This is a genomic window from Amycolatopsis sp. NPDC050768 (assembly GCF_040654155.1).
Taxonomy (GTDB): domain Bacteria; phylum Actinomycetota; class Actinomycetes; order Mycobacteriales; family Pseudonocardiaceae; genus Amycolatopsis.
Window position 1 is genome coordinate 90,361 of record NZ_JBFAHL010000005.1, and the last position, 24,233, is coordinate 114,593.

The window sequence follows — 24,233 nt, forward strand, 5'->3', positions numbered from 1 at the left end:
GCCGTGACCTGGGCACGGATCGGAAAGCCCGAACAGGTCCAGGCTGCGGCCAACCTGCGCGACTACGCACGGGCGCGCCGCGAGTTCCGCTGGGACGAAGCGCGTCGGGAGCTATCCGGTCTGCCGAGCGGGAACAGCCTCAACATCGCCTGCGTGGCGGTCGACCGCCACGCCGCCGAACCGAGGCGAGGGCAGACGGCGATCCGCTGGATCGACCGCCACGACCGTGCGCACGATCTCAGCTACAGCGAACTCCGCAAGCGAACCAACCGGTTCGCGAACCTGCTGCGCGAACTCGGGGTGCGCCGCGGCGACCGGGTGTTCACCCTCCTCGGCCGCGTACCCGAACTGTACGTAGCGGCCCTGGGCACGCTGAAGGCCGGATGCGTGGTGTCGCCGCTGTTCTCCGCGTTCGGTCCCGAACCGATCCGCGAGAGGCTGCGCCTCGGCGAAGGTTCCGTACTGGTCACCACGCCTGCGCTGTACCGGCGGAAGGTACGCGGAATCCGGAACTCCTTGCCGTCACTCAGCCACGTACTCCTCGTCGGCGGCGACGCCGAACCCGGGACGATCGCGCTCGGTCCTGCTTTGTCCGCAGCGGATTCCGAGTTCGACACCGTACCCACGAAACCGGAAGACCCCGCGCTGCTGCACTTCACGAGCGGCACGACCGGCACGCCGAAAGGTGCCCTCCACGTCCACGAATCCGTGCTCGCGCACCACGTCACCGCCCGCTACGCCCTTGACCTGCGGCCGGACGACGTGTTCTGGTGCACCGCCGATCCCGGCTGGGTGACCGGGATGTCCTACGGTGTCATCGCTCCGCTGACGCACGGCGCCACGCTGATCAGCGACGAAGGAGAATTCGACGCCTTTCGCTGGTACCGAATCCTCGCCGCGCAGCGCGTCACCGTCTGGTACACCGCTCCGACCGCGCTGCGGATGCTGATGCGCGACGCGCGAAAGCCCGGAGGTTTCGATCTGGCTGCACTACGGTTCGTCGCCAGTGTCGGCGAGCCGTTGAACCCGGAGGTCGTGGTGTGGGGCCAGGAGGCACTGGGCCTGCCGGTACACGACAACTGGTGGCAGACCGAGACAGGCGCGATCATGATCGCCAACCTCGCCGCGGCGGAGATCCGGCCAGGCTCCATGGGGCGGCCCCTCCCCGGCGTCACGGCCGGTCTGCTCGAACGAGGACCGGACGGACGCGCCCTCGTCACCGGTGGCCGGGTTCGGGAGATCACCGCGCCGGGGATGGAAGGCGAGCTCGCCCTGCGACCCGGCTGGCCGTCGATGTTCCGGGCCTACTGGCACGACTCCGAGCGCTACGCGCGCGCATTCGCCGACGGCTGGTACCTCACCGGCGACATCGCCCGGCGGGACCAAGACGGCTATTACTGGTTCGTCGGCCGCGCGGACGACGTCATCAAATCCGCGGGCCACCTCGTAGGCCCGTTCGAAGTCGAGAACGCGCTGCTGGCGCACCCAGCAGTCGCCGAGGCCGGGGTGATCGGCAAACCGGATCCGGTGGCCGGCGAACTCGTCAAGGCGTTCGTGACGCTGCGCCCCGGCTACGAACCCACCGACGCGCTCCGATGGGAACTGCTGACTTTCGGGCGACACGCGCTCGGCGCGGTCGCACCCAAGGAGCTCGTGTTCGACCAGTGGCTACCGCACACCCGAAGCGGCAAAGTGATGCGCCGCCTGCTCAAAGCCAGGGAGCTGGGACTCCCCGAGGGCGACGTGTCCACCTTGGAGGTCCCGGGATGAGCAGACGACAGGCCGCGCAGAGCGCTCGCGCGAAACACCGCACGGAACTGCTGCGCCAGATGATCCGGATCCGGCGGTTCGAAGAACGTTGCGTCGAGCTGTACAGCACGGCGCGGATCCGCGGCTTCATGCACCTCTACATCGGCGAGGAAGCGGTGGCGGCCGGAATTCTGCAGGCCGTCGGTCCCGACGACGCCGTGGTGTCGACCTACCGCGAACACGGGCACGCGCTCGCACGCGGACTGCCGATGGACTCGGTGCTCGCCGAGATGTACGGGCGCACCACCGGGTGCAGCCGCGGCCGAGGCGGCTCGATGCACCTGTTCGACGCGTCCCGGCGATTCTACGGCGGCAACGCGATCGTCGGCGGTGGACTGCCGGTCGCCGTGGGCCTGGCGCTCGCCGACGCGATGCGCGGCCGACCCCAGGTCACCGTCTGCCTGTTCGGCGACGGCGCCGTGGCCGAAGGCGAGTTCCACGAATGCCTCAACCTCGCCGCGCTCTGGCGATTGCCGGTGCTGTTCTGCTGCGAGAACAACCTGTACGCGATGGGCACGCGGCTGGACCGGGCCCAGGCGGAGGTCGATCTCGCCGCCCGCGCCGCCTCCTACGGCATGCAGGCTCGCGCAGTTGACGGCATGGACGTGCTCGCCGTCGCCGAAGCCGCCGATCAGGCCGTCGAGAAGATCCGCACCGAACCCTGCCCGCAGTTCCTCGAGCTGCGCACCTACCGCTTCCGCGCGCACTCGATGTACGACCCGGACCGGTACCGCGACAAATCGGAAATCGAGCACTGGAAGGAAGCCGACCCCATCCCCCGCCTCATGCACCGGATGACCGAGGACGGCGAACTGACCGGCCGCCGGGCGACGGCGATCGAGGCCGACGTGGACCGGGAGATCGCCGCCGCGATCGAAGCGGCCGAGGCCGGCCCGCTCGAGCCGGTCGAGGACCTCACGCGGTTCGTCTACTCGGAGCAGCCATGACCACCTATCGCGAAGCGTTGCGGGCCGGCCTGCGCGACGCCCTCGAACACGACGAGCGCACGTTCCTCATGGGCGAGGACGTCGGCCGCTACGGCGGGTGCTTCGCGGTCAGCCTCGGCCTGCTGGAAGAGTTCGGGCCCGAGCGCGTCCGCGACACCCCGCTGTCGGAGTCCGCGTTCGTCGGCGCCGGGATCGGCGCCGCACTCGGCGGGATGCGGCCAATCGTCGAGATCATGACGGTCAACTTCAGCCTGCTGGCGCTGGACCAGATCCTCAACAACGCCGCGACGCTGCTGCACATGTCCGGCGGTCAGCTCAACGTGCCGCTGGTGATCCGGATGACAACCGGTGCCGGCCGGCAACTCGCGGCGCAGCATTCCCACAGCCTCGAAGGCTGGTACGCCCACATCCCGGGCCTGCGGATCGTCGCCCCCGCGACGATGGAGGACGCCCGTGGGATGCTGTGGACCGCGGTGCAGGATCCGGACCCGGTCCTGCTGTTCGAACACGGCACGCTGTACAACGTGTCCGGTGAGCTGGCGCCGGACGCAGGCGCGGTGGACATCGACCACGCGGTGATCCGGCGTCCCGGCACCGACGTCACCTTGATCGCCTACGGCGGCACACTGCGCACCGCACTCGACGCCGCCGGCGAACTCGCCGATTCGGGCGTCGACGCCGAAGTCCTCGACCTGCGTACGCTGCGACCTCTCGACGAGCCCACGATCCTCGACTCGATCGCCCGCACGCACCGGCTGGTCGTCGTCGACGAAGGCTGGCGCAGCGGCAGCCTGTCCGCCGAGATCGCAGCACGGGCCGCGGAAAAGGCGCTCTACGAGCTCGACGCCCCGATCGAACGCGTGTGCACCGCCGAGGTGCCGATTCCCTACGCGCAGCAACTCGAGTACGCCGCCCTGCCGCAGCCGGCGGACGTCGTGGCAGCAGCCCGGCGGGCGGTGGGCTGAGGTGGCTGAATTCCTGATGCCCGCGCTCGGCGCGGACATGACCGAGGGCACCATCCTGGAATGGCTGGTGAAAGCCGGGGACACCGTGCGCAAGGGTGACATCGTTGCTGTAGTGGACACCGACAAAGCCGCGATCGAGGTCGAGTGCTTCACCAGCGGCACCGTGAGCGAGGTTCTCGTGCCTGTGGGCACGCGCGTTCCGGTGGGGACACCGCTGGCTGTACTCGCCGCGGGTCCCGGCATGACTGAAGTCGGACCAACTACGCAGGACGAGCGTGAACCTGCTCCTGAGACCGTTCCGCACGTAGAGCCAGGTCCTCCAGCCGAAGTGGCGCTCGCGACACCGCCGACCCGCAAGTTCGCCGCACAGTCCGGAGTCGACCTCGCGACCGTGCACGGCTCGGGCCGCGACGGACGAGTGACTCACGCCGACGTCGCACGGGCCATCGCCGCACGGACCCCGCTGCCGGCAGGCCGCGTCCGCATTTCCCCCTACGCCAGGAAGCTGGCGGTCAAACTGGGAGTGGCCGTGTCCTCCCTCCTCCCGGCGCAGGCGGGCCGGGCGATCCACGCTCGCGATGTACGAGCAGCGGCCCAGCGCCGGGCGGAACGAGCGCCGGCGCGCCACGGCCAGGACGCGGAAGCCATGCGCCGGGCGATCGGCGCCCTGATGGCGCGGGCCAAGCGCGAGATCCCGCACTACTACCTGTCCACCACGATCGACCTGCACACCGCGGTGGAGTGGCTGCGCGAGCACAACTTGCACGTTCCGATACCCGAGCGGATCCTGCCCGCGGCGCTCCTGCTCAAGGCGACCGCGCTGGCCGCCCGGCGCGCACCTCAGCTCAATGGACACTGGGTCGACAACAGCTTCCACCCGGCGGACTCCGTGCACCTCGGGACGGCAGTCGCCCTGCGCGGAGGTGGACTCCTCACGCCCGTGATTCTCGACGCGGCGGATCGCTCCGCATCGGAGCTGATGGCCGAACTGCGTGCCGCTGTGACCCGGGCGAGGACGGGGGCCTTGCGCTCCACGGACCTCACGGCAGGCACCATCACCGTGACCAATCTCGGCGACAACGGCGTCGAGTCGGTTCACGGCGTCATCTACCCGCCGCAGGTCGCCCTCGTGGGGTTCGGCACGATCACCTCGCGCCCGTGGGCAGTCGACGGCCTGCTCGGCGTCCGCCCTCTTGTCACCGCGACGCTGTCGGCCGACCACCGCGCCAGCGACGGCGCGACCGGTGCGCGCTTCCTGAGTCGCATCGCCGCCCTGCTGCAGCAACCGGAGGAACTATGACCCCGCCACTCACCCGTGCCGAAGCGAAAAGCGCGCTCCACGCCGCGCTGGCCGGCTTCGCCAGCGAAGCCGAACTCGAGCAACTGTCACCGTCGGAAAACCTCCGCGAAGCCCTCGAACTCGATTCGATGGACTTCCTGACCTTCGTGGAACGGCTGTCGGAACAGCTCGGACGCCGCATCGAGGAGGACGACTACGACCACCTGGCCACCCTGGACTCAGCCGCCGACTTCCTCGGCGAAGCACATCGCTGACGGCGGTCAAGCCCCTGGGAGAGCTGTGCTCACTCGTCGTCGGCGCGAGCTGCCCGCGGTGGTGTGCGTGGTCGACGACCTGGCCACACAGTTGCCGCCTTCGACGGCCGGGGACTTCTGTGCTTCGAGTCTCGGTCGTGACGCCACCGCGATGCGGTGCGCGTCGAGAAGATCACGCGCGGCCATTCGCCCCGCCGACGAAGGCGGTCCAGCCCTCGTCGCGCCCCTGCATCCGGCGAAAGCTGGTAACCCCACCGGCACAAGGAGGTCATCATGAAACTGGTCCGCATGTGGTTCGGGCTCGTTTTGGTGGCCCTGGGCGTGCTGGGAATCCTGGACACCGTCGGCGTCGCGGAATGGAGCGTCACTGCCGGGCGGTGGTGGCCGCTGGCGATCATCGGATTGGGTCTCGCAGCGATGTGGTCGCAGCGACGGGTCTCGTTCGGTCCGGGCCTGCTGACCGTCGTCGGGCTGGTGCTGCTCGCGGGGCAGCTGCAGTGGACGCAAAAGACGTTGTTCTGGCCGTCGCTGCTGCTCCTCGCAGGCGCCGTGGCACTCGCCGGGCTTGCGGCCAAGCCGGTCCCGCTCCCAGCCGCGCACCGTATCGCTGGCGCTGCTGGGCGGGGCGAAGACCGTTGACCGGTCCGGGCACTTCACCCATGCTGACGTCGCGGCGGTCCTGGGCGGATCCACCCTTGACCTGCGTCACGCCCACATCGACGACCGGGCGACGGTCGACGCGTTCGCGCTCTTCGGCGGCGTCGACGTGCTGGTGCCCGAAGACTGGCGCGTCCAGGTCGGCGGGCTGCCGATCCTCGGCGGCTACGAGGACAAAACTTCCGACGACACAGCTCTGCCGGACAACGCACCCGTCCTGAAGGTCAACGCCACAGCCGTGCTCGGCGGGGTCAAGGTCGCGCACGACCCGAGCTGACAGCCGGGCCGTCAGTCCTCGACGTGCTGCACGAGCTCTTCGGTCGACCGCCGCACCCGCGGCGGTTCCGATTCCGAGCTGTGTCCGATCCGCACGAGCACCTGCGGTACGCCTGTCAACGAGAGCTCTTCACCGAGTTTCGCGCGCACCGTTTCGAGGTGCAGGGGCTGAGTCAGCACGGCGCCCACCAGGCCGAGGTCGACTGCCGTGAGCCACGCGAGTTCCAAGGCGTATCCGGCCCGCAAGTGGTCCAGGCGGGTATCGCCGGGCGTCACGAGAACGACCAGGACGCCGGCCGCCAGCCGCTCTTCGATCTCGGTCCAGTGCGGGACCTCGGTCGCCCGGCGGACCAGTCCCGCCCACGGCACCGCACCGGCCGGGATGCGACCCGCGGGAATGCCGACGCCGTGGCGGTGCGTCGCCTCGTCCCGGATCGTCCACAACGACAGCTCACGCTGGTACCCGCTGTCTGCTTGAAACTTCTCCGCGGCGACGTGCAGCAGCTTTGCGACGGCCGCGATGTCGGGCTCACGGGTGACGAGCCGGGCATCGACGCCCAACGTCCTGGCGGCCGAGACAACCCGCCGGGCCGCGCTGTCGCGCACCGGTTGCAGGCCGAACGGCCTCCGATGGCTCGTTCGGTGGGCGATCGCGCGGTGCAGCCGGACCTCTTCGTGCGTGGGCGCCGACGACCGGTGGGCATCCACCCGGGCAACAATCTCGGGGCGGTGCTCGTTCGGCAGCAGGACGACGTCAGCTGCCCGGCCCAGCGTTCGGACCGCGAGCTCGAGGTTCACGACGGCTGCACCGCACGACGCGGCGCGATCCCGACCGTCCGGGTCGTGGTGCGGCAGAACGAGGTCGCCCCGTTCACGCAGCCACGCCCGTCCCGGTGCGAGGTCCAGCAGCCACGGCTGGAGGTTGTGCACCGACGGTGCGCCGAGCACGGCCCGGGCGAGGTGCTCGGTCTCGGCGCTCGTCCAGACACCAGTCTCCACGGCACTCACCCCTTCCGGCTGAGCCGACCTGCACCCGCGGTCCACAGGTCGCGGCGATAACGCTGCAGGCAGGTGAGCAAGCGTTCCTCCGGACCTCCCAGTTCGGGTGCTGTGGTGAGGACCGGCACATCGCCGCCACTGAGCTCCGCGAGGAACCGCGACAGGCGCGCAGGCTCCGGTACAAGCTGCACGCCGGCGTAGGCGACGATGAAGAGATCTTCGCCCGAGTGTGTCTCGATCGCCACCGCCCAGCCGTGATGCTCGTCCCACAACAGCGCGACGTCCCGATCGGGGTGTTGGGGCAGGCGCGTCTCCAGCGCGATGTACGCCGAGAAGGGCGGATTCACGTCGGTGGTACACGACTCCTCGCCCACGCCCATCGCGGCACTCACGGCGGCGACGTAGCCCGACAGACCGCACAGGAACGCGTATTCCCGATCCGAATCATCTCCGAGCGGGTGGGTCACGGTGCCCCTCCGCCTTCCGTCGCCACTTCGCTCCGATGCACTCGGCCAAGTGCAGCCATTCGTTTCTCCTTCGCCTACCCGTCTCGTCCCCAGCACACCTCGGCCGACCGGTGCGCCGATGTGGCCGTACGGCCCCCGTCCGGGTGACGAACGGCCTCAGCGCGTCCTGCGGCGCAGCATTGCGGCGGCCGGCATCGGCAGGCGCGAGCACCGCCGTCCGGGCGGCACGAGAGCCGCGACAGGCACCAGCCCGTCTTGTCCGTGCCACGAAAAGCCCGCACAGCAGCAACAGCGGCAGCACGGACCGTGAGAATGTCGAGCTTGTTCCGCGGCGTCGGTCATCTCGCGAGGGGCCTTCTTGCCCCGGGCCCACCGCCGAGCAGCTCGACCACCGACGCGGGCAGCAGTTCCAGAACGCCGTCGAGGCGGCAAAGGCTCCCGACCGCCGCCGTCACCGCCGCGGCCGCCGCCGGTACCTCGGCGCGCGTGGAGTCGGCGGACCCAGCGAACCGGGCCACAAAACCGGGGACGGCGTACCGGGTCGGTACGAAGGCCGGATGCCAGCCCTCGTAGAACAAGCCGCGCAGCAGCTCTGGCAGCTGGGCCGCGAACCTCGCGGCGCCCTCGACAGTCAGCCGATCGCGCACCGTGTGCAGCCAGGCACGGAGCATCCGGTACGCGTCCCGGTCGTCTTTCGCGCCGAGGTGGTCACGGACCACGGCCAGCCAGTCGTGCGCGGTGCTTTCCGCGTGTGCAAAGGGGTCGGACATCGTGGCCTCCTGCGGACGAGGATCTCAAGGTTCGCATCGGCCCCTTGACCCGGGAAGGGCCCGAAGGACCGGTCCCGGTCGACCGCCGCATTGACCGTCAAGGGTGGATTCGCTCAACCGCGCCAGACGACCTTGTCGGCCTCGACCGCCACGAAGGTGACCGCCCCAGCGACCAGGACCCGAAACCACGTCCCGGCTCCGACCGGCGCGGTGTGGAACAGCGTATTCATCACCGGCACGTAGGTGAGCACCAGCTGGAGCGCCGCGGTGGCTCCGATGCCGAGGGCCAGTATTCCGCTGTGTCGGGGCCACGCGAGCACGACGAGCCGGTTCAGCGAACGGCAGCTGATCAGGTAGGCGATCTGCACCCCGACGAACACGTTCATCGCGCTGGTACGCGCCTCCGCGATCGCTGCGCCGGCAGCGAGTTCACCGCGGTAGGCCCAGAACGCGGCGGCCACCAGCAGGATCGAGAGCAGGACGACCCGCCGCAGCAGGGCAGCAGTGAACAACGGTTGCCGCGGCGAGAGCGGCGGGCGGCGCATCAAGTTCGGCTCTTGCGGCTCGAACGCCAAGGTGAGCCCGAGGAACACCGCCGTGGTCATGTTGATCCACAGGATCTGCACCGGCACGATCGGCAGGGCCACACCCAGCAGGACCGCGGTGAGGACGACCACGCCCTCGCCGATGTTCGCGGGCAACGTCCAGGCGATGAACTTGCGCAGGTTGTCGAAGACGCCTCGTCCTTCCCGCACAGCGGCGGCGATCGAGGCGAAGTCGTCATCGGTCAGCACCATGTCGGCAGCCTGGCGGGCGGCGTCCGTGCCGGTCCGGCCCATCGCGACGCCGATGTCCGCGCGGCGCAGCGCGGGTGCGTCGTTCACGCCGTCGCCGGTCATGGCCACGATCTCGCCGCGGCGCTGCAACGCTTGCACCAGGCGCAACTTCTGACCCGGTGACACCCGGGCGAACACCTGCGTGCGCGCCACCTCGGAGTCGAAGCGGTCCCCGGCGACCCGATCCAGCTCGGCGCCGGTCATCACCACTGGCTCCGCACCCAGCCCGACGGAGGATGCGATCGCACGTGCCGTTCCGGGGTGGTCGCCGGTGATCATCTTTACGTCGATACCGGCCTCGTGACACGCCGCCACGGCCTCCCCTGCCTCCGGGCGCGGGGGATCCTGCATCGCCTGCAGGCCGAGAAAAGCCGGTCGTGGGCTCGCCGCCGAGCTGAACCAAGCGAACGCCAGCACTCGCAGCCCACGCGCGGCCAACTCGTGGTGTGTGCGCACGACTCGGTCGGCTCCGTCAGTATCCAGTCCTTCGCGACACAGGGCGAGCACCTCCTCCACCGCGCCTTTCACGTACCCCCGATCGCCGTGCACTGTGGTCATCAGCCGCCGCTCCGGCTCGAACGGCACCACATCGGTCCGCGGTGCGGTCGCGCGCAGCGCCGACACGTCCAAACCCGCGGCGGCCGCAGCGGCGAGCAACGCACGTTCCGTCGGGTCACCTTCCTCGGGTTCAGCGTCGTTGCAAAGCACGCCCGCGATCAGGCACTCCCGCAGCGCGGGATCCAGACCGGCATCCTGCGGCGGAGCTACCCGTCCGCCCGCTGCGATCGCGACGACGGTCATGCGGTTGCGCGTCAGAGTTCCGGTCTTGTCGGTGCAGATCACTGTGGTCGACCCGAGGGTTTCCACCGCGGGCAGATGGCGCACGATCGCACCGCGCCGTGACATCCGCACGACGCCGATGGCCAGCACGATGGTCACCGCCGCAGGCAGCCCCTCCGGGATCGCGCCCACGGCAAGTGCGACGGCGGCGGTGAAAATCTCGGCCACCGACATCCCCCGCACCAGGCCGACCGTGAACGCGGCCACAGTCACGGCCACAATCCCGATGGTCAGTTGCCGGGAGAATCCGGTGAGCTTGCGGGTCAGCGGGGTGACGACCGTGCCGGCACCGCTGACCATCCGCTGGATGCCGCCGAGCTGCGTCGCCGCGCCGGTGGCCACGACCAAGGCGCGCGCCGAGCCACGTGTGACGACCGTCCCGGAGTACGCGGTATTCGTCCGATCGGCGACGATGGTGTCATCGGGCAGGACCGCCACGGTCTTCGACACCGGTACCGACTCGCCCGTCAGTGCCGACTCGTCGACTTCCAGCGCGTGCAGTTCGGCGAACCGGACATCGGCCGGGACCCGGTCACCACCCGCGAGCTCCACAATGTCGCCGGGCACGAGTTCCTCGGCCGGCACCCGCTGCCCGCGACCGCCGCGAACCACCGTCGCTTCCACCGGCACCAACCGGGCCAGCGCGTCGAGCGCGTGCACAGCGCGAGACTCCTGCACATACCCGATCAGTGCGTTGAGCAGGACCACCCCACCGATGACAGCGGCGTCGACGTAGCCGCCGAACGCCAGTGTGACGAGGCCTGCGGCCAGCAGCACGTAGATCAGCGGGTCACGAAGCTGAGCCAGCACCCGCCTCAGGAGTCCCGGTCCCTGCGCCGTCTCGAGCTGGTTCGGCCCGTGACTGACCAGCCGGGCAGCAGCCTCACCAGCGTCCAGCCCGGCTGCCGGGTCGGTCCGAAGCTTCTCGACCAGCACCTCCAACGGGATCGCGTGCGGTGCGTCGAGCGCTCCGGTGCTCGGCGCGGCCATCAAGCGTCGCCGCGGTGGATTGCCGTCGCACCGACGAGCTGGTTCCGTTCACGCAAGACCCTGGTCCGCATCACGCCTCCTCAGCTTTCGAGTCGCGGCCTCCCGGCGAGCCGGTTGCGGCCGAGCGGCCGCACGGGTCCGGGCGTGCCGTCCTCGCCGATGAAGATGCCTACCAGCCAGTGGCTTCTCCCGCCCAACCGCCTGCTTCGGATCAGACGCTGGGATACTTGGCGAGGATTTCGCGCAGCGCGGAGACAAACCGCAGCGATTCGTCGTGTTCGCGCTGCCAGACGTTGCGGCCGAAGATCAGGCCGGTCGCCCCGGCTTCCATCGCCTGCTGCGCCTTCTCGAGCATCGCGTCGTCGCCCGCTCTGGACCCGCCGGAGACGAGCAGCAGGGTCCGCCCGGCCGAGCGCACGACGGCGTCAATGGCCTGCTGGCTCGTGAACTCGGCGTCGTAGGCCCGTGGCACGTGCGAATTCTTGTCCGGGTGCGGGAAGTTCACCTTCACGACGTCGGCACCGAGTTCGGTGGCCGTCCGCGCGGCGTAGTCCACGGCGTAGAAGGAATCCCGCCCGCCTTTGGCCTCGATCGCCGCGCCGCGCGGGTAGGCCCACACGATCAGCGGCATGCCGAGCCGGTGGGCGTCCACGCGGACCTGGCGTAGCTGCGCGAAATCGTGTTCCTGTGCGGGCGTGCCGACGTAGAGGGTGTAGCCGACAGCGTCAGCGCCGAGCCGCACGGCTTCCTCGACGCTGCCGTGCAGCGGCGACAGCGCCTCGGCATCAGAGGGGATCTCGGTCTTCCCGTTGAGCTTCAGCACCAGCGGGAGCTCGCCCGCGTAGTCCCAGTAGAACTTCTCGGCGAGCCCGATCTGGATGGCGATCCCGTTGAAGCCGCCCTCGACAGCCAGCTTCAGGATGTACTTCGGGTCACCGGCCCGCGGATTGGCGAAGAAGTCCCGCGGCCCGTGCTCGAGCCCCTGGTCATACGGCAGGAAGAAGGCGGTCCCGTTGCGCAGGCCGTGTTCGTGCAGGATCCGGTGCAGCCGAGTTTTCTTGCCGGTGTTCAGCCCCAGCTCGGCCAGCGGTGGACGTGGTGTCATGACGGATGTCCTTTCCGGTACGGCGGGTTCAGGGACCCACGGAGACGGCGGGTTTTCCATTCGGTTCGGCGGCCTGCGGCATGGGCGGCTTGGCCGCGGCCGCCTCGTGCGCGAGGAACGACCCGAGCTCGCCGATGGTGCTCATCAACGGAGCCGGGAACACGACAGTGCTGTTGTGATCGACCGCGATCTCGACCAAACTCTGCAAGTTGCGCAGCTGCAGCGAAAGTGGGTGCGCCATCATCGTGTCCGACGCCTCGCCGAGCTTCGTCGCCGCCAGCGCCTCACCCTCGGCGTTGATGATCTTCCCCCGCTTCTCCCGTTCGGCTTCGGCCTCCTTGGCCATCGCACGCTTCATCGCTTCCGGCAGCTGAATGTCCCTCAGCTCCACCAACGTCACGTCGACACCCCACTCGGTCGTGGTGTCGTCGAGGATCCGCCGGATGTCGGAGTTGATCGCGTCCGTTTCCGACAGGGTTTCGTCGAGCGTGTGCTGCCCGATCACCTTCCGCAGAGTCGTCTGCGCGATCTGATTGATCGCCGCGTGCACGTTCTCGATCGCCACGACCGACTTCACCACGTCGACCACTCGGAAGTACGCGACCGCCGAGACGTCCACGCTCACGTTGTCCCGAGTGATGATGCCCTGCGACTGGATCGGCATGGTGACGATCCGCAGGGACACCCGGCGCAGCACATCGACCACAGGGATGATCAGCCGTAGCCCTGGCTCGCGTACTCCGATCACTCGCCCGAGCCGGAACTGCACCCCCTTCTCGTACTGCTTGACGATCCTGATCGAAAGGCCCAGCACAAGCAGGACCGCCACGGCGATCCCGGTGATGATCCAAGGGTTCATGGCGTTACTCCGTTCCTTGTGGCTCGATCCGGGAGGACCGGCCCGTGGTCATGAGCTCGATGAGGGTTTCCTTGTCGACGTCGCTGGCCGGGTGCCCCACCGCCAGCCGGCCCAGATACAAGACAGCGACCCGGTCCGCGACGTGCAGGACCCCGTTCATGTTGTGAGAGATCGCGATCACCGCCGGTCCGCGGTCGGCCGGCGTCCGCACCAGCCGCAGCACGACTTCGGTCTGCTGCACGCCGAGCGCCGCCGTCGGCTCGTCCATGAGCACCAGCCTCAACTTCCACAGCAGGGATTTCGCGATCGCGACCGCCTGGCGCTGCCCGCCGGTCAGCAGGCCGACGGGCTGGCGCACCGAAGGCACCGTCGTCACGCCGAGCTCGGCAAGCGTCTTGCGCGTCGAGAGCTGCATCGTGTCTTCGTCCAACACGCCGTGGCATACGAGTTCGCGGCCGACGCACCGGTCGTCCCTGCCACCGGAACTCACCGCTGTCCAGCGAGTGGATCCCCGCGATGCACTTGATCAGCACGGACTTCCCCGCCCCGTTGTCCCCGACGAGCGCGGTGACTTGCCCGGCTGGAACATCGAGATCGACCCCCGCCAGTGCCTGGACGGCGCCAGCCGCCCCACCGCGCTGCCCGGCAACCACGCCCGCGGAGGGATCACCACCACCGGACAGTGCGCGTGCCGTAGACAGGAACCGCTCACGGAGCCGGCCAGCAGGCCGCGCCACTTTCCCCAGCCGTGGCTGCCGACCACCAGCATCAGCGCGTCACGCGAGCACTCCACGAGCACATCAGCGGGATCGCCCTCGGCAGCCACGCACCGCACCTCCACGCCTGGCCGGCCCGCGCAAGCCGAGGCCACGTACTCCTCGAGTTGCCGCAGGTGTTCTTCCCTCGCCTCAGCCGCCTTCCGGTTCACCGACTCGTCGTCGAGCATCGGGTCGTACACCCACGCCGTCACGGCTTGAACGTCGGCGGCATCCGATCCGTCGAGACCCACCACCAGCCGATCGTTGACTTCTGCCATTGCCGTGACCTTCCGCCGAGGCACAGTTGCCGACTCAAGGACAGCGGTTCCCTCCGGTGGGGGAAACGGCCGGTGGACACCGGTGCCGAGGACCAAGGGCCCGGCACGGTGCACGCTCGCGACACTGACGTAAGGCCCGGGCGAAAAGACATAGGACCCTATCCGCGAATTCCCCAGCCAACTCAAGCTGGGCGTGAACATTGCGGAATACCTGTGAGGAGACACACCGCTCGCGGACACCCAGGACGGCCCGCGAGGAACCGGCTTCGCCCCTCCCGATCCCAGGAACCCAACAGACTTCCGAGGTGTGCCGTGTTCGCTCACGTCGCGTGGTGGTCGACGATCTGCTTCACGAGTCTGGTGTGCGCGCTCGGTGTCCTGGTCGTGCCGGCCGCGGCGGTCATCGCCATAGCCTCGATGGCACTGGCACTGGCCTCGCTCGTCTGGCTGTGCGCGGACGGGGTGCGTTGGGTGGAACGTGCGTTCGGCCCCCACCACGCGTCCCGGCGCGCAGCGATGGCATTGGCGCTGGGTCTGATGGTCGTAGGTGTCTTCGCCGCCACGATCGCAGTGATCGCCGGTCCGGGGCCGGCTTTCACGACGACCGCTGTTCTGCTGTTAGCGGGAGCCTGGTCCGGGTGGCGAACTCTCTTCAGAGCGCCGCAGCGAGGCAGCCGGAGTCGACAGACGACATCGGCGTCGCACACAGGCGTGCCCTGCCCGATGCCGGTCAGCGCCCTCTCGCTCGACGAGCTCTGCCTGGCGTGGCGGCGGAGCTTCGTGCAGCTGCAACACGCAGGTGACGAGCGCGGGCGGCACATCGTCGTCTCCGCCCGGCAGGCCTACCTCGACGAGTTGGAGCGGCGCGACCGGCAGGGGTTCGCGAAATGGCTGGACAGCGGAGCGCGGGCCGCCGGTGACCCGAGCCGGTTCGTGCGCCCCGGCGAATGACCCGTCGACGCCTTGCACCCGCAGCCCATTGACGAATGCGCAGAACCCCCGACTCGAAAGGAAAACCGATGACGACGCACTCCGATCCGCTCGCACCCGCCTATCAGACGGCCCGCCGCTGGCTGACCGCCATCGCCGAGCAGCTGGGTACCGAAGACCACCACTACGTCTACCGGGTGCTGCGAACGTGGTTGCACCTGGTCCGCGACCGGCTCACCGTCCAGAGCGCCGCACATTTCGCGGCCCAACTGCCCGAGCTGCTGCGCGGCGTCTACTTCGACGGCTGGAAACCGAGCAGAGTCCCCGTGCGCTACGACGCCGCCACGTTCACCGTTTTGTTCGCCGAAGGAGCGACGATCAGTCCGAACGACGTCCCGGCGGCCGCAAGCGCGGTTTCGGCGGCGCTGGATTCACTCTGCTCCCCAGGCCAGCTCGAGCACGTCTTCACACTTCTGCCGGCGGCCCTCCGCGGCGAGCTCGAGTTCGGGACCCCGGTCCGGCCGACGTCTGTTCGCCGCCGCTGAACGCGCGCACCCGAGACTCGCCGGGCCGAATGCCGACCCGGCTGCGAACGTCGCTGTCAGCCGAAGGCGTTCCACGCGCGGCGATGACCGGGCAGAGCGCGTAGGAGATCAGGCTCTGGCTCGTCGAGCCGAGTGCCAAACCCGGTGCCCTGCCCCGCCTGCCTACGACCAGCAGCTGTGCGCGGTCGGGGTAGACGAGCAAGCCCTCCGATGGCCGTCCCTTCGCCACCACGCGGGTGACTTCGATGTCCGGATACTTCTCCTGCAGGCAGGCCAGTCACTGGGCCAGCAGTTCCCGCTCGTGCTCCTCGATCGCCTGCGTGTCCATGGTCCAGCCACCCTCCTTGAAAACCGAGGGCAAGAACGCTTCCCGCCAGCAGTGCACCGCGACGAGCGGAGCCCGGCGCCACGATGCCTCCTCGAAAGCGAGAACGATCGCCTCCTCACCAACCGGCGTGGCGTCAACGCCGACCACCACCGGCCCGTCAACTGGCGGCGCGTCGTCGCCGGCGTGTGGCCGGACGAACGCGGCCGGGCACTCGCCCTGCGCCGCGAGCGCGACCGACACCGATCCCAGCAGGATCCGGCCCAGACGACGAAGCCCGGGCGTGCCGAGGATCAGCAGGCCGGCGTAAGCGGATTCGTCGCGCAACGCCACCGCCGGACGCTCCGGCCGGAACACGACTTTCACGGTCAACCCCGGAGCCACTTCAGCCGCCGCCTCCTGCGCCTGCTGGAGCACGCGGCGCCCGCACTCACGGGTGAGTCGCTGCACGTCGGCGTACATCGACACAGCATGCGGATAGGCCACCGGGACCTCGTCGACGGCGTACACGACGCGGAGACTGCGGTGGTACTCCCCCGCCATCCGCGCGGTCCATATCAGCGCCGTGATTGACGCCTCGGATCCGTCGACTCCGACAACCAGGTCAGTGGACAGGCTTGTCATTCTGCACCCCGCATTCAGCGCTGGGCCATGCGCGGCGGATACCCCGGCAACCAAGCTTCAGCTGTGAGCTCTCCGCCGGGCGGACGTCGAGGGGCACAGGGTGTACTCAGGCCCGTCGACTGTCCCGCCCCGGGTTTGATGGAGGTATCGAACACCCGGAGGATTCACGGTCATGGCGGCACCACGGAAGTACCCCGAGGAGTTGCGGGAGCGGGCAACGCGGCTGGCAGTCGAGGCTAGGCGAGACCCTGCGTCGGCTGGTGGTGCGATCAAGCGGATCGCCGACCAGCTCGGTGTGCACCCGGAGGCGTTGCGGACGTGGGTGAAGCAGGCCGAGACCGACGAAGGGGCACGGCCGGGCACGACCTCGGCAGAGGCGGCCAGGATCGCCGAGCTGGAACGTGAGGTGCGTGAGCTGCGCCGGGCGAACCAGATCCTGAAGTCAGCGGCCTTAGATTCAACCGGTCGGTGCATCGGGGCTGGTTGAGGAGGGGTTTGTGGCGCGTCTGGGTCGGCCGGGCATGTCGGATCCGATGAAGGAGGAGTTGTGGGGGCGGTGGAGGGCCGGAGAGTCGATCAGCGTGATCGGACGTGCACTGGACAAGCCGCCTGGGTCGGTGTTCACCGTGCTCAAGCATCATGGCGGGATCGCCCCCAAGCGGCCGGTTTCCCGAGCGGACCACCTCAGTGTCGATGAGCGCGAGGTGATTTCGCGTGGTATCAGCGCTCAGTTGTCATTCCGGGCGATCGCGGCGAGTCTCGGGCGGTCGGCATCGACGGTGAGCCGGGAGGTCCGGCGCAATGGCGGCCGCGACGTCTATCGCGCCGTCGCGGCCCAGGAGCGTGCCGATGATCAGCGCAAGCGCCCTAAACAATCCTTGCTGGCAAGGAATCCGATCCTGCGCAACCGCGTCGTGGACTGGCTCGAGCAAGAATGGTCGCCCCAGCAGATCGCGCGGCGGCTGCGGTTGGAACACGAGGGCGATCCGGACATGATGGTCAGCCACGAGACGATCTACCGCAGCGTCTACACCAGCCGTTGGAAGCTCATCCCGAAGGCGATGTCGAAGAAGCTGCGGACCGGGCGTCCGATCCGCAAGAACAAGCGGCACAGTGTGAAAGGGCAGTGGCGCTCGCAGATCATCGATGCACGCCCGATCACCGACCGGCCGGCCGAGGCCGAAGACCGCAGCGTCATCGGGCACCTTGAGGGCGATCTGATCGTCGGCGGTACGAGCAGTCAGGTAGCGACGCTCGTAGACCGCAAAACCCGCTACCTCACAGTGGTTCAGCTGGCTGACCGGCGCACCGAGACTGTCGTCGCAGGGCTCATCGAGCGATACGCCACGATGCCCGAGACGCTGCACCGCAGCTTGACCTGGGACCGCGGGATGGAACTGGCCGACCACCGCGTATTCACCACCGCCACAGGCGTTGACGTGTTTTTCGCCGCGCCCCGCAGTCCATGGCAACGCGGCACGAACGAGAACACGAACAAGCTGCTGCGCCAATATCTACCGAAGGGCACCAACCTCGCCGCCTACAGCCAGACCGAACTCGACGCGATCGCCGATCGACTCAACAACCGACCCCGAAAATGCCTGGGTTACCGCACACCGGCCGAGTGTGTTGCCTTGACGGGTTGAATCTAAGGCGTCTTTCTTCGCAGCGGAGCTGGACCGTCCGTCGCGATGAGGGGTCGAATTCGTTGACTCGCAACGGAAGGAGCACGGTGTCCAGCCGGTCCTGCAGGTGCTTGAGGGCACGCCTGCCCAGATCGCACCGTCGACCTACTACGCCGCCAAGTCCCGTCCCGAATCCGCCCGCGCGGCGCGGGACCGGGAGCTGACTGAGAAGATCAAACGGGTGCATGAGGCGAACTACAGCGTCTACGGAGCCAGGAAGGTCTGGGCTGAGCTGAACCGCCACGGCGTCGAGGTGGCCCGGTGCACGGTCGAGCGGCTTATGCGCGAGGCCGGGTTACGCGGCCTGCTCCGCGACAAGTCTCCTCGCACGACACGGCCGGCGCCGGAGACCGGAAGGCCGACTGACCTGGTGGAACGTGACTTCACGGCGACGCGGGTGAACGAGTTGTGGGTCGCGGACATCACTTACGTGCGCACGGCCGCGGGCTGGGCCTACGCCGCGTTCGTGCTGGACGTGTTCTCCCGCCTGATCGTCGGCTGGCAGGTCGCCACCAGTCTCTACACGGATCTGGCGCTGGACGCGCTGCAGATGGCGATCTGGCGCCGCCAGGCCGACCGCGCCGACCTGACCGGGCTGGTCCACCACAGCGACCGCGGAGTGCAATACCGAGCGATCCGCTACACCCAGCACCTGGCCGAGGCCGACGCCGTCGCCTCGGTCGGGTCCCGAGGCGACAGCTACGACAACGCGATGGCCGAGGCGTTCAACTCGCTCTACAAGGCCGAACTCGTCCGCAACAGCGGCCCCTGGCGCGGCCTCGACGACCTGGAAATCGCGACCGTGGAGTACATCGACTGGTACAACAACCGGCGCCTGCACGGCGAGCTCGGACACCTCCCACCCACCGAATACGAGACGCTCCACGCGATGACCCACCCGGTCACCGCAACCCAGGAAACCAACTAATCCACTCTCCATGAAACCCGGGGCTTGACAGACAGCTTGCGGTAGCAGCGCGCGGACGCGCTGCTGGCTATTGGCTCCGCTGGCTTGACATCGCTGTCTCGTCGGATACCTGGCGCTGGTGGCCACCCTGCCGTGAAACTTGATCGTCGGCGGGCTCGCCGTGTTCGCGCTGGGTATCCGGTCGCCTCGTCGTTCTGGCTTGGCGCTGGCGTTTCGCTGCAGGCGGTGGGGAAACGTCGTTACGGCAGCCCCCGCACCGGCCCGCTCTGGGGTGCCTCCACATCTCAGCCCTTTTCCGAGCGCACCACCATGACCGGGCAGTCCGCGTGGTGCAGCAAGGCCTGGCTCGTCGACCCGAGCACCAGCCCGGCGAAGCCGCCGCGGCCACGGCTGCCGACGACGAGCAGCTGGGCGTTGTGGCCCAACGCGAGCAACCGATGGCGGGGCTTGTCGTGGTCAACTTGGCGTTCGACGTAGACGTCGGGGTACTTCTCCTGCCAGCCGGCGAGGCGTTGGGCGAGCAGGCGGTGGCCGGTCTCCTGGAGGCTCTCGCCCTGGAACATGCCACTGCCGACGCCGGTGTGGGAGAGGTCGCCGTCGTGCCAGGTGTGGAGGGCGATGAGGTCAGTTTTGCGCAACGAGGCCTCCTCGAAGGCCCAGCCGATCGCCGCTTCGCTGAGCGGGCTGCCGTCGACGCCGACAACGACCTGGCCGTCAACAGTTTCCTGGCCGCGGACAGCGACCACCGGGCAGTGAGCCTTTGCGGCCAGATCGACACCCGGCGAGCCGCTGAACAGGCCGAGCAGCGGCCCGATCGGTTCGCCGACCACAAGGATCCTCGCGCGTTCCGACGCGATGAGGAGGGCGGGCACACGGCCTCGGTCTGTCGCTTCGGTCGAGACGTCGAGCCCGGGCACGACGGCTTCGAGCGTCTCGCGCGTCCGGCGCAGCAATGCTTCTGCCTCCGCGCGCTTGACGGCTATCCAATCCGATGGCATGTCTGCTGCGCTGCCGAACCAGGTGTCGTCGAACCCGTAAGCGGTGAGCACGACCAGCGGAGCGTGCCGCCGCGCTGCTTCCCCGACTGCCCACACCGCCGCCGCGGTCGCGGCCTTCGAGGCGTCCACGGCCACGACGACGGGTGACTTTCCGGGTGCGGTCATGATGTGTCCTCCCGTTCCACTACGACGAAGCACGAACGTAGGCCCGCGCGGACCTGCTCTGCTGCAGCCGTTCGTCCTGGCAGCCGGGGACCAACGTCAGCTCCGCGCGGCGACCCAGTCCCGGTCGCCGCTCACGGCCGTCGGCAGCGTCGGGAAAATCCGCTTCTCCCCCACCTTCCCGACCAGTCCCGCGGCTTCGAGGTCGTCGCGCAGGTCCTGCTTGACGTGCGCGAGCGCGGACACGCCGCAGCGGGTGAGTTCCTCACGCAGCTGGTCGAGGGCATCGGCCGCAGTGAGGTCGAGCTCGACGTTGGCCTCGGTGTTGCGCACGAACCACCGCACCGGCCCGGACACCTCGTCCGACACCGCGACGAGGGCACGCCGGCGGAAGTCCTCATCGTTGACGCCGATACACCGCCGTTGTGCCGTCGATCGCTTCATGCAGCAGCGCGGTGAAGGTCTGCTCGCAGGCCTACCGCACCGCGTACCTCGAATCCGCAAGGGCGAACCGATGACCGCGAAACCCTGGCACAGAGGCGAACTCCGCCGGAACGCCGAGACGCACGGGTGGTCGGATCCTGGCACCCGACCGGGCGGCCTGGCCGCAGGTGCCGACCCGCACTGGGTGTCCCTTCTGCCCACCGGCGCGATCCCGGGCAGCTGTAGAAGGGGCTCAGGAATGCGCCTTCTTCTCCAGCTCCGCCGACCACTCCCGGTGCCACTTCCGACACGATGACGGTTCAGCGCGAACACGGAACTCCAGTAGGCCAGCCGCGGTGAAAAGCACGTCACGAAGTACAGGCCGACCGCGGCGACCGCGTTAACCATGGCGCCCGCGGAGGACAACGGCGGGGAACGCGCCCCGCAACGGGGTCGCGAGTGCGTCGGCTGTCGCTTTAAGGTGACGTTGGGCCTGACTGGGGTTCGCGTGTCCGGCGTCGCGAGCTGTGAAGGCGACCACGGCCCCGATCCGCGTCACGTCGAAGGTGACCGGTGTCCCATCCCTGCGCCGAACCTGCACGGGCCACGACCGCTTTCGCGAGCGGAGCTCGCCCCGCGAGTGTCCAGCGTGCGCAGCCTGCCACGGCAGCGGGTCTGTCAAACGAGCAGTGTAAGTCGGGTTGAGGAGCTACTTGCGTCCGGCGGCCAGGCGGCCAAGGCGTTCGGAGCGGGTTTCCAGCGCATGGTCGGTTTGCGGCCGGCGCCGGTCGGGTCCAAGCTCATGATCGCCAGTAGACGCATTTGAGCGCGGCCTGCTCGCCTCGGGAAGTGTCCGCGGGCCTTCACGGCGCGGAGGATTCGGGCCTTAACACTCTCGATCGCGTTGGTCGTGCACATCACCCGCCGGATCTCGGGGTCGAACGCCAGGAGCGGCACGAACTCGGCCCAGGCTTTGTCCCACAACCTGACGGTGGTCGGGTATCGAGCCGTCCTCGCGTCTTACGGTCAATTCCGCTCCACCGGAAATCGATGAGGACATGGCCGGGGCCAGGCTACGAAGCACGGCCGAGCATGGTCGGGCAGAGGGCGTGGCGGGCACAGTGGTCTGCGGTGAACCCTAGTAGCAGGTTGGCCAGCGGGCTGTGTCCGCGTGACCCCAGAACCAGCAAATCGGTGTGATCGCTGCGACGGACGAGAACGTCGGCAGGGTGGCCGTGGATCACTTCCGGCTCTGCGGTCACACCGGTCTCGTCGAATTCCTTGGCCAGCAACTGTCCAGGAGGTCGGGACAGTGGGGGTGGCCCACTCAGCGCCGAAGTGGTTCCAGCAGACGGTGTGGACTATGTGTATCGCGAGCAGAGTGGCGCCGCGCAGGTGGGGGCGTGGCGGGCGGCCGTGGATCCGTCGACGCCGACGAGAATCACGCCGTGGGTTTCCTCTGGTTCCGTGCGCACGGCCACGACCGGGCACGCGGCAGTGTGCACACAGGCCCGGCTGACCGAGCCGAGCAGCCGTCGAGTCACCGGGCCGTGTGCTCGGGAGCCGACAACCAGCAGGTCGGTGGTGGCGCAGGCTTGGACGAGGTGGGCCGCGGCATCGCCGTGTTCGATGTGGTGCTTGACCGCAAGGCCGTGGCTGGCCCGTTCGATGGCAGGCAGCATCTGCGCGCGAAGGTCCTCACTGCGGTCGCGTCGAGTATGGCGGTCGACGACGGTGAGTGCGTGGATTTCCGCGTGGCGCAGGCGGGCTTGTTCGGCTGCCCACGCCAGCGCTGTCGCCGAGTGTGGTGAGCCGTCGTATCTGGCGATCACGCGGTCCATCGGAGCCTCCTCTGCGCCGGTGCTATCGCGCAGTGTTTCGGCGCTCTCGACGGTGAGCCGGTCGCGTACCAGGAGGAATCGGTTCCGGGAGAACACGACGCGGTGGCAGTGCTTCGCTGCGGTGGCAGCGAGGATTCCGGCACTCTCTTGGACGACGAGATCGATGACGACGGCCCTGACCTCACTACAGCTGATCGGCCCGTAGTGACCCGACGTCGATCGTCACTGGCAGGCCGTTGGGCTCGACTTGTGGTGTCGCCGTTGGCTGGTAGCCGTCGACGGCATGAGTGCGCAGGTTGAAACGTTTGCTCCGGAACTTCCCGATGCAGCGGATTGGCCACCCCGAACACATCGGTCGAACGGCCCGCTTTCTTGTTCTTGAGCTGGCCTTCTGCCTGATTGGCAGCCACATCGCCGATGACAGCGGCGTCTTGCTCGCTTGAGCCTCTCGATGCGCGACGAGTGAACCCTAGGTCGATCGCGCGATGGATGGATCGTGCGCCGACGGCGATTCGGCTTGTTTCGTTTGCGATGCGGGTGGTTGACCGAGGTCGTCGCGGAGGGCTGTGTACGACGTTGCAGGCAGTTGGCCTGACTCGCCTAGCGGAATCCGTCCCCCAGTGGCGCCCTGGCGGCCACCGCGAGTGCCTTTGGTCCTCGTGGCCAGGGCCGAGCGGCCGTTCCCTGGTGCCAGGCGGAACCGGTCTGCTGGACGGGCGAACCGCGCTTCCAAGGAAGGAACCGACGATGAATCCCTGGGTGATCGTTGGTATCGCTGGTGTGGTCCTGTTCCTGTTGGGTATGTCGATCAGGATCGTCAAGCAGTTCGAGAAAGGTGTTCAGTTCCGGCTGGGCCGGGTGATCGGTGTCCGCGAGCCCGGGTTGCGGTTCGTCATACCGGTGATCGACCTCCTGCGCGGGATCTCTCTGCGCATCGTCACCATGCCGATCCAGTCGCAGGGCATCATCACGCGGGACAACGTCAGCGTCGACGTTTCGGCCGTCGCATACTTCCGGCTAGTGGACGCAGTGAAGTCGGTCGTCGCGATCGAAAACGTCTACGCCGCGATCGACCAGATCGCGCAGACCAACGTTGCGGAAGGTCATCGGGGAGCACACGCTCGACGAAACGCTGGCCGAGACGGATGCGGTGAACTCCGACATCCGCCTGATCCTCGACACCACCACGACTGAAAGGGGAGTCGACGTGACGCTCGTGGAGTTGAAGGACATCCAGGTGCCGGAGACGATGAAGCGCGCCTTGGCGAAACAGGCCGAAGCCGTGCGGGAAAAGCGCGCGAAGATCATCAACGCGGAAGGTGAAGCGCCGGCCGCGGCGAAGCTCGGCGAGGCGTCGGACACCATGATGGCGCACCCGCTTTCCCTCCAGCTGCGGAACCTCCAGAGCCTGGTCGAGATCGCCGTCGACCACAACAGCACCGTCGTGTTCCCGGCGCCGCTGATGAGCACCATCGGCGAGCTCGGTTCGTTCCTGACCCGCGAGGCGGCTGCCTCGACTCCGCCGGCCCCGCAGGTGGCGGAGCCGAACGGCAAGGCCGCCGCCTCGGTGGTTGCCTGAACGCTGCGCGAGATCCTCGCCAAGTATCCGAGCACCTGATCCGGAAGGAGGCCTGTGATGCAGGAGAAGCACTGGCGGCTGGA

Annotated in this window: 27 protein-coding genes and 2 pseudogenes; 14 read left to right on the top strand and 15 right to left on the bottom strand. The window is 68.5% G+C overall.

Annotated elements, in window-relative coordinates; all coding sequences use genetic code 11:
* Positions 1-3 precede the first annotated feature (3 nt).
* The 7 genes from acsA (at position 4) to AB0H62_RS16455 (ending at position 6,209) form a co-directional block, all read left to right on the top strand.
* Positions 4-1,770, top strand: coding sequence for an acetate--CoA ligase (gene acsA, locus AB0H62_RS16425; protein WP_220241567.1), 1,767 nt, complete (start codon positions 4-6; stop codon positions 1,768-1,770).
* The gene (pdhA, locus tag AB0H62_RS16430) at positions 1,767-2,756 is read left to right on the top strand and encodes a pyruvate dehydrogenase (acetyl-transferring) E1 component subunit alpha (protein WP_220241568.1); all 990 of its coding nucleotides are present in this window, start codon (positions 1,767-1,769) and stop codon (positions 2,754-2,756) included. Before acsA ends, pdhA begins: the two co-directional genes overlap by 4 nt.
* Entirely contained in the window at positions 2,753-3,721 is a 969-nt protein-coding gene (locus AB0H62_RS16435; protein WP_220241569.1) for an alpha-ketoacid dehydrogenase subunit beta, read from the top strand. The genes pdhA and AB0H62_RS16435 overlap by 4 nt, the downstream gene beginning before the upstream one ends.
* A gap of 1 nt (position 3,722) precedes the next feature.
* A complete protein-coding gene (locus AB0H62_RS16440; protein WP_220241570.1) occupies positions 3,723-5,021 on the top strand; it encodes a dihydrolipoamide acetyltransferase family protein in 1,299 nt (432 codons plus the stop codon).
* Complete coding sequence (locus AB0H62_RS16445; RefSeq protein ID WP_220241571.1) at positions 5,018-5,275, top strand: acyl carrier protein; 258 nt, start codon at positions 5,018-5,020, stop codon at positions 5,273-5,275. Before AB0H62_RS16440 ends, AB0H62_RS16445 begins: the two co-directional genes overlap by 4 nt.
* 273 nt (positions 5,276-5,548) lie before the next feature.
* Positions 5,549-5,914: a DUF5668 domain-containing protein gene (locus AB0H62_RS16450; protein ID WP_255638114.1), complete on the top strand. Its 366-nt coding sequence runs from the start codon at positions 5,549-5,551 to the stop codon at positions 5,912-5,914.
* Positions 5,841-6,209 (top strand): LiaF domain-containing protein, encoded by a 369-nt coding sequence (locus tag AB0H62_RS16455; protein ID WP_255638115.1) that lies wholly within the window; start codon positions 5,841-5,843, stop codon positions 6,207-6,209. The genes AB0H62_RS16450 and AB0H62_RS16455 overlap by 74 nt, the downstream gene beginning before the upstream one ends.
* Positions 6,210-6,220: 11 nt before the next feature.
* Here AB0H62_RS16455 and AB0H62_RS16460 read toward each other — a convergent pair whose 3' ends face one another.
* The 8 genes and pseudogenes from AB0H62_RS16460 to AB0H62_RS16495 form a co-directional block, all read right to left on the bottom strand.
* On the bottom strand, positions 6,221-7,207 hold the full coding sequence (locus tag AB0H62_RS16460; RefSeq protein WP_220241572.1) for a nitroreductase: 987 nt from the start codon (positions 7,205-7,207) through the stop codon (positions 6,221-6,223).
* 5 nt (positions 7,208-7,212) lie between these two features.
* A complete protein-coding gene (locus AB0H62_RS16465; protein WP_255638116.1) occupies positions 7,213-7,674 on the bottom strand; it encodes a DUF6292 family protein in 462 nt (153 codons plus the stop codon).
* Positions 7,675-8,012: 338 nt separating this feature from the next.
* The gene (locus AB0H62_RS16470; RefSeq protein ID WP_220241573.1) at positions 8,013-8,444 is read right to left on the bottom strand and encodes a DUF2267 domain-containing protein; all 432 of its coding nucleotides are present in this window, start codon (positions 8,442-8,444) and stop codon (positions 8,013-8,015) included.
* A 113-nt stretch (positions 8,445-8,557) separates the two neighbouring features.
* The gene (locus AB0H62_RS16475; protein WP_220241574.1) at positions 8,558-11,110 is read right to left on the bottom strand and encodes an HAD-IC family P-type ATPase; all 2,553 of its coding nucleotides are present in this window, start codon (positions 11,108-11,110) and stop codon (positions 8,558-8,560) included.
* A gap of 211 nt (positions 11,111-11,321) precedes the next feature.
* The gene (locus tag AB0H62_RS16480) at positions 11,322-12,215 is read right to left on the bottom strand and encodes a fructose-bisphosphate aldolase (RefSeq protein WP_220241575.1); all 894 of its coding nucleotides are present in this window, start codon (positions 12,213-12,215) and stop codon (positions 11,322-11,324) included.
* A 28-nt stretch (positions 12,216-12,243) separates the two neighbouring features.
* Complete coding sequence (locus tag AB0H62_RS16485) at positions 12,244-13,074, bottom strand: slipin family protein (protein ID WP_220241576.1); 831 nt, start codon at positions 13,072-13,074, stop codon at positions 12,244-12,246.
* Positions 13,075-13,078: 4 nt separating this feature from the next.
* Positions 13,079-13,682: pseudogene (locus AB0H62_RS16490) on the bottom strand (ATP-binding cassette domain-containing protein).
* Entirely contained in the window at positions 13,601-14,110 is a 510-nt protein-coding gene (locus AB0H62_RS16495) for a universal stress protein (RefSeq protein ID WP_255638117.1), read from the bottom strand. The pseudogene AB0H62_RS16490 and the gene AB0H62_RS16495 overlap by 82 nt, the downstream one beginning before the upstream one ends.
* Positions 14,111-14,422: 312 nt before the next feature.
* Here AB0H62_RS16495 and AB0H62_RS16500 point away from each other — a divergent pair, with 312 nt between their 5' ends.
* Both AB0H62_RS16500 and AB0H62_RS16505 read left to right on the top strand, forming a co-directional pair.
* Positions 14,423-15,061, top strand: coding sequence for a hypothetical protein (locus AB0H62_RS16500; protein ID WP_220241577.1), 639 nt, complete (start codon positions 14,423-14,425; stop codon positions 15,059-15,061).
* Between the two features lie 68 nt (positions 15,062-15,129).
* Positions 15,130-15,585 (top strand): DUF2267 domain-containing protein, encoded by a 456-nt coding sequence (locus AB0H62_RS16505; RefSeq protein WP_220241578.1) that lies wholly within the window; start codon positions 15,130-15,132, stop codon positions 15,583-15,585.
* Here the strand turns inward: AB0H62_RS16505 and AB0H62_RS16510 are convergent.
* Positions 15,506-15,862: a universal stress protein gene (locus AB0H62_RS16510; protein WP_360587080.1), complete on the bottom strand. Its 357-nt coding sequence runs from the start codon at positions 15,860-15,862 to the stop codon at positions 15,506-15,508. The genes AB0H62_RS16505 and AB0H62_RS16510 overlap by 80 nt on opposite strands.
* Positions 15,863-16,534 carry a universal stress protein gene (locus tag AB0H62_RS16515; protein WP_255638118.1) on the bottom strand — a complete coding sequence of 224 codons (672 nt, stop codon included), beginning with the start codon at positions 16,532-16,534 and terminating at the stop codon, positions 15,863-15,865.
* Between the two features lie 172 nt (positions 16,535-16,706).
* Between AB0H62_RS16515 and AB0H62_RS16520 the strand changes: the two genes are divergently transcribed.
* The 3 genes and pseudogenes from AB0H62_RS16520 to AB0H62_RS16530 form a co-directional block, all read left to right on the top strand.
* Positions 16,707-17,021: a transposase gene (locus AB0H62_RS16520; protein WP_220241579.1), complete on the top strand. Its 315-nt coding sequence runs from the start codon at positions 16,707-16,709 to the stop codon at positions 17,019-17,021.
* 10 nt (positions 17,022-17,031) lie between these two features.
* Positions 17,032-18,180, top strand: a complete 1,149-nt coding sequence (locus AB0H62_RS16525; protein ID WP_220241580.1) for an IS30 family transposase — start codon at positions 17,032-17,034, stop codon at positions 18,178-18,180.
* Positions 18,181-18,244: 64 nt separating this feature from the next.
* Positions 18,245-19,147: pseudogene (locus tag AB0H62_RS16530) on the top strand (IS3 family transposase); the annotation flags it as partial.
* A 284-nt stretch (positions 19,148-19,431) separates the two neighbouring features.
* Here the strand turns inward: AB0H62_RS16530 and AB0H62_RS16535 are convergent.
* From AB0H62_RS16535 to AB0H62_RS16555, 5 genes are all read right to left on the bottom strand, one after another.
* Complete coding sequence (locus AB0H62_RS16535) at positions 19,432-20,310, bottom strand: universal stress protein (RefSeq protein ID WP_220241582.1); 879 nt, start codon at positions 20,308-20,310, stop codon at positions 19,432-19,434.
* A 96-nt stretch (positions 20,311-20,406) separates the two neighbouring features.
* Positions 20,407-20,751, bottom strand: coding sequence for a hypothetical protein (locus tag AB0H62_RS16540; protein WP_360586730.1), 345 nt, complete (start codon positions 20,749-20,751; stop codon positions 20,407-20,409).
* Between the two features lie 657 nt (positions 20,752-21,408).
* Positions 21,409-21,687 carry a transposase gene (locus AB0H62_RS16545; RefSeq protein ID WP_360587082.1) on the bottom strand — a complete coding sequence of 93 codons (279 nt, stop codon included), beginning with the start codon at positions 21,685-21,687 and terminating at the stop codon, positions 21,409-21,411.
* Positions 21,688-21,803: 116 nt separating this feature from the next.
* Entirely contained in the window at positions 21,804-22,022 is a 219-nt protein-coding gene (locus AB0H62_RS16550) for a universal stress protein (RefSeq protein ID WP_220241585.1), read from the bottom strand.
* Positions 22,023-22,091: 69 nt separating this feature from the next.
* Positions 22,092-22,571: a universal stress protein gene (locus AB0H62_RS16555; RefSeq protein ID WP_220241586.1), complete on the bottom strand. Its 480-nt coding sequence runs from the start codon at positions 22,569-22,571 to the stop codon at positions 22,092-22,094.
* 747 nt (positions 22,572-23,318) lie between these two features.
* Between AB0H62_RS16555 and AB0H62_RS16560 the strand changes: the two genes are divergently transcribed.
* The gene (locus AB0H62_RS16560) at positions 23,319-23,765 is read left to right on the top strand and encodes an SPFH domain-containing protein (RefSeq protein WP_255638119.1); all 447 of its coding nucleotides are present in this window, start codon (positions 23,319-23,321) and stop codon (positions 23,763-23,765) included.
* The gene (locus tag AB0H62_RS16565; RefSeq protein WP_255638120.1) at positions 23,665-24,150 is read left to right on the top strand and encodes an SPFH domain-containing protein; all 486 of its coding nucleotides are present in this window, start codon (positions 23,665-23,667) and stop codon (positions 24,148-24,150) included. The genes AB0H62_RS16560 and AB0H62_RS16565 overlap by 101 nt, the downstream gene beginning before the upstream one ends.
* Positions 24,151-24,233: the final 83 nt, after the last annotated feature.

What these genes read in the sequence shown, in the direction of transcription:
- pdhA (WP_220241568.1), top strand. Translation starts at nt 1,767, where the DNA reads ATGAGCAGACGACAGGCCGCGCAGAGCGCTCGCGCGAAACACCGCACG.
- AB0H62_RS16435 (WP_220241569.1), top strand. Translation starts at nt 2,753, where the DNA reads ATGACCACCTATCGCGAAGCGTTGCGGGCCGGCCTGCGCGACGCCCTC.
- AB0H62_RS16445 (WP_220241571.1), top strand. Translation starts at nt 5,018, where the DNA reads ATGACCCCGCCACTCACCCGTGCCGAAGCGAAAAGCGCGCTCCACGCC.
- AB0H62_RS16450 (WP_255638114.1), top strand. Translation starts at nt 5,549, where the DNA reads ATGAAACTGGTCCGCATGTGGTTCGGGCTCGTTTTGGTGGCCCTGGGC.
- AB0H62_RS16470 (WP_220241573.1), bottom strand. Translation starts at nt 8,444, where the DNA reads ATGTCCGACCCCTTTGCACACGCGGAAAGCACCGCGCACGACTGGCTG.
- AB0H62_RS16475 (WP_220241574.1), bottom strand. Translation starts at nt 11,110, where the DNA reads ATGGCCGCGCCGAGCACCGGAGCGCTCGACGCACCGCACGCGATCCCG.
- AB0H62_RS16480 (WP_220241575.1), bottom strand. Translation starts at nt 12,215, where the DNA reads ATGACACCACGTCCACCGCTGGCCGAGCTGGGGCTGAACACCGGCAAG.
- AB0H62_RS16485 (WP_220241576.1), bottom strand. Translation starts at nt 13,074, where the DNA reads ATGAACCCTTGGATCATCACCGGGATCGCCGTGGCGGTCCTGCTTGTG.
- AB0H62_RS16495 (WP_255638117.1), bottom strand. Translation starts at nt 14,110, where the DNA reads ATGGCAGAAGTCAACGATCGGCTGGTGGTGGGTCTCGACGGATCGGAT.
- AB0H62_RS16505 (WP_220241578.1), top strand. Translation starts at nt 15,130, where the DNA reads ATGACGACGCACTCCGATCCGCTCGCACCCGCCTATCAGACGGCCCGC.
- AB0H62_RS16515 (WP_255638118.1), bottom strand. Translation starts at nt 16,534, where the DNA reads ATGACAAGCCTGTCCACTGACCTGGTTGTCGGAGTCGACGGATCCGAG.
- AB0H62_RS16520 (WP_220241579.1), top strand. Translation starts at nt 16,707, where the DNA reads ATGGCGGCACCACGGAAGTACCCCGAGGAGTTGCGGGAGCGGGCAACG.
- AB0H62_RS16535 (WP_220241582.1), bottom strand. Translation starts at nt 20,310, where the DNA reads ATGACCGCACCCGGAAAGTCACCCGTCGTCGTGGCCGTGGACGCCTCG.
- AB0H62_RS16540 (WP_360586730.1), bottom strand. Translation starts at nt 20,751, where the DNA reads ATGAAGCGATCGACGGCACAACGGCGGTGTATCGGCGTCAACGATGAG.
- AB0H62_RS16555 (WP_220241586.1), bottom strand. Translation starts at nt 22,571, where the DNA reads ATGGACCGCGTGATCGCCAGATACGACGGCTCACCACACTCGGCGACA.
- AB0H62_RS16560 (WP_255638119.1), top strand. Translation starts at nt 23,319, where the DNA reads ATGAATCCCTGGGTGATCGTTGGTATCGCTGGTGTGGTCCTGTTCCTG.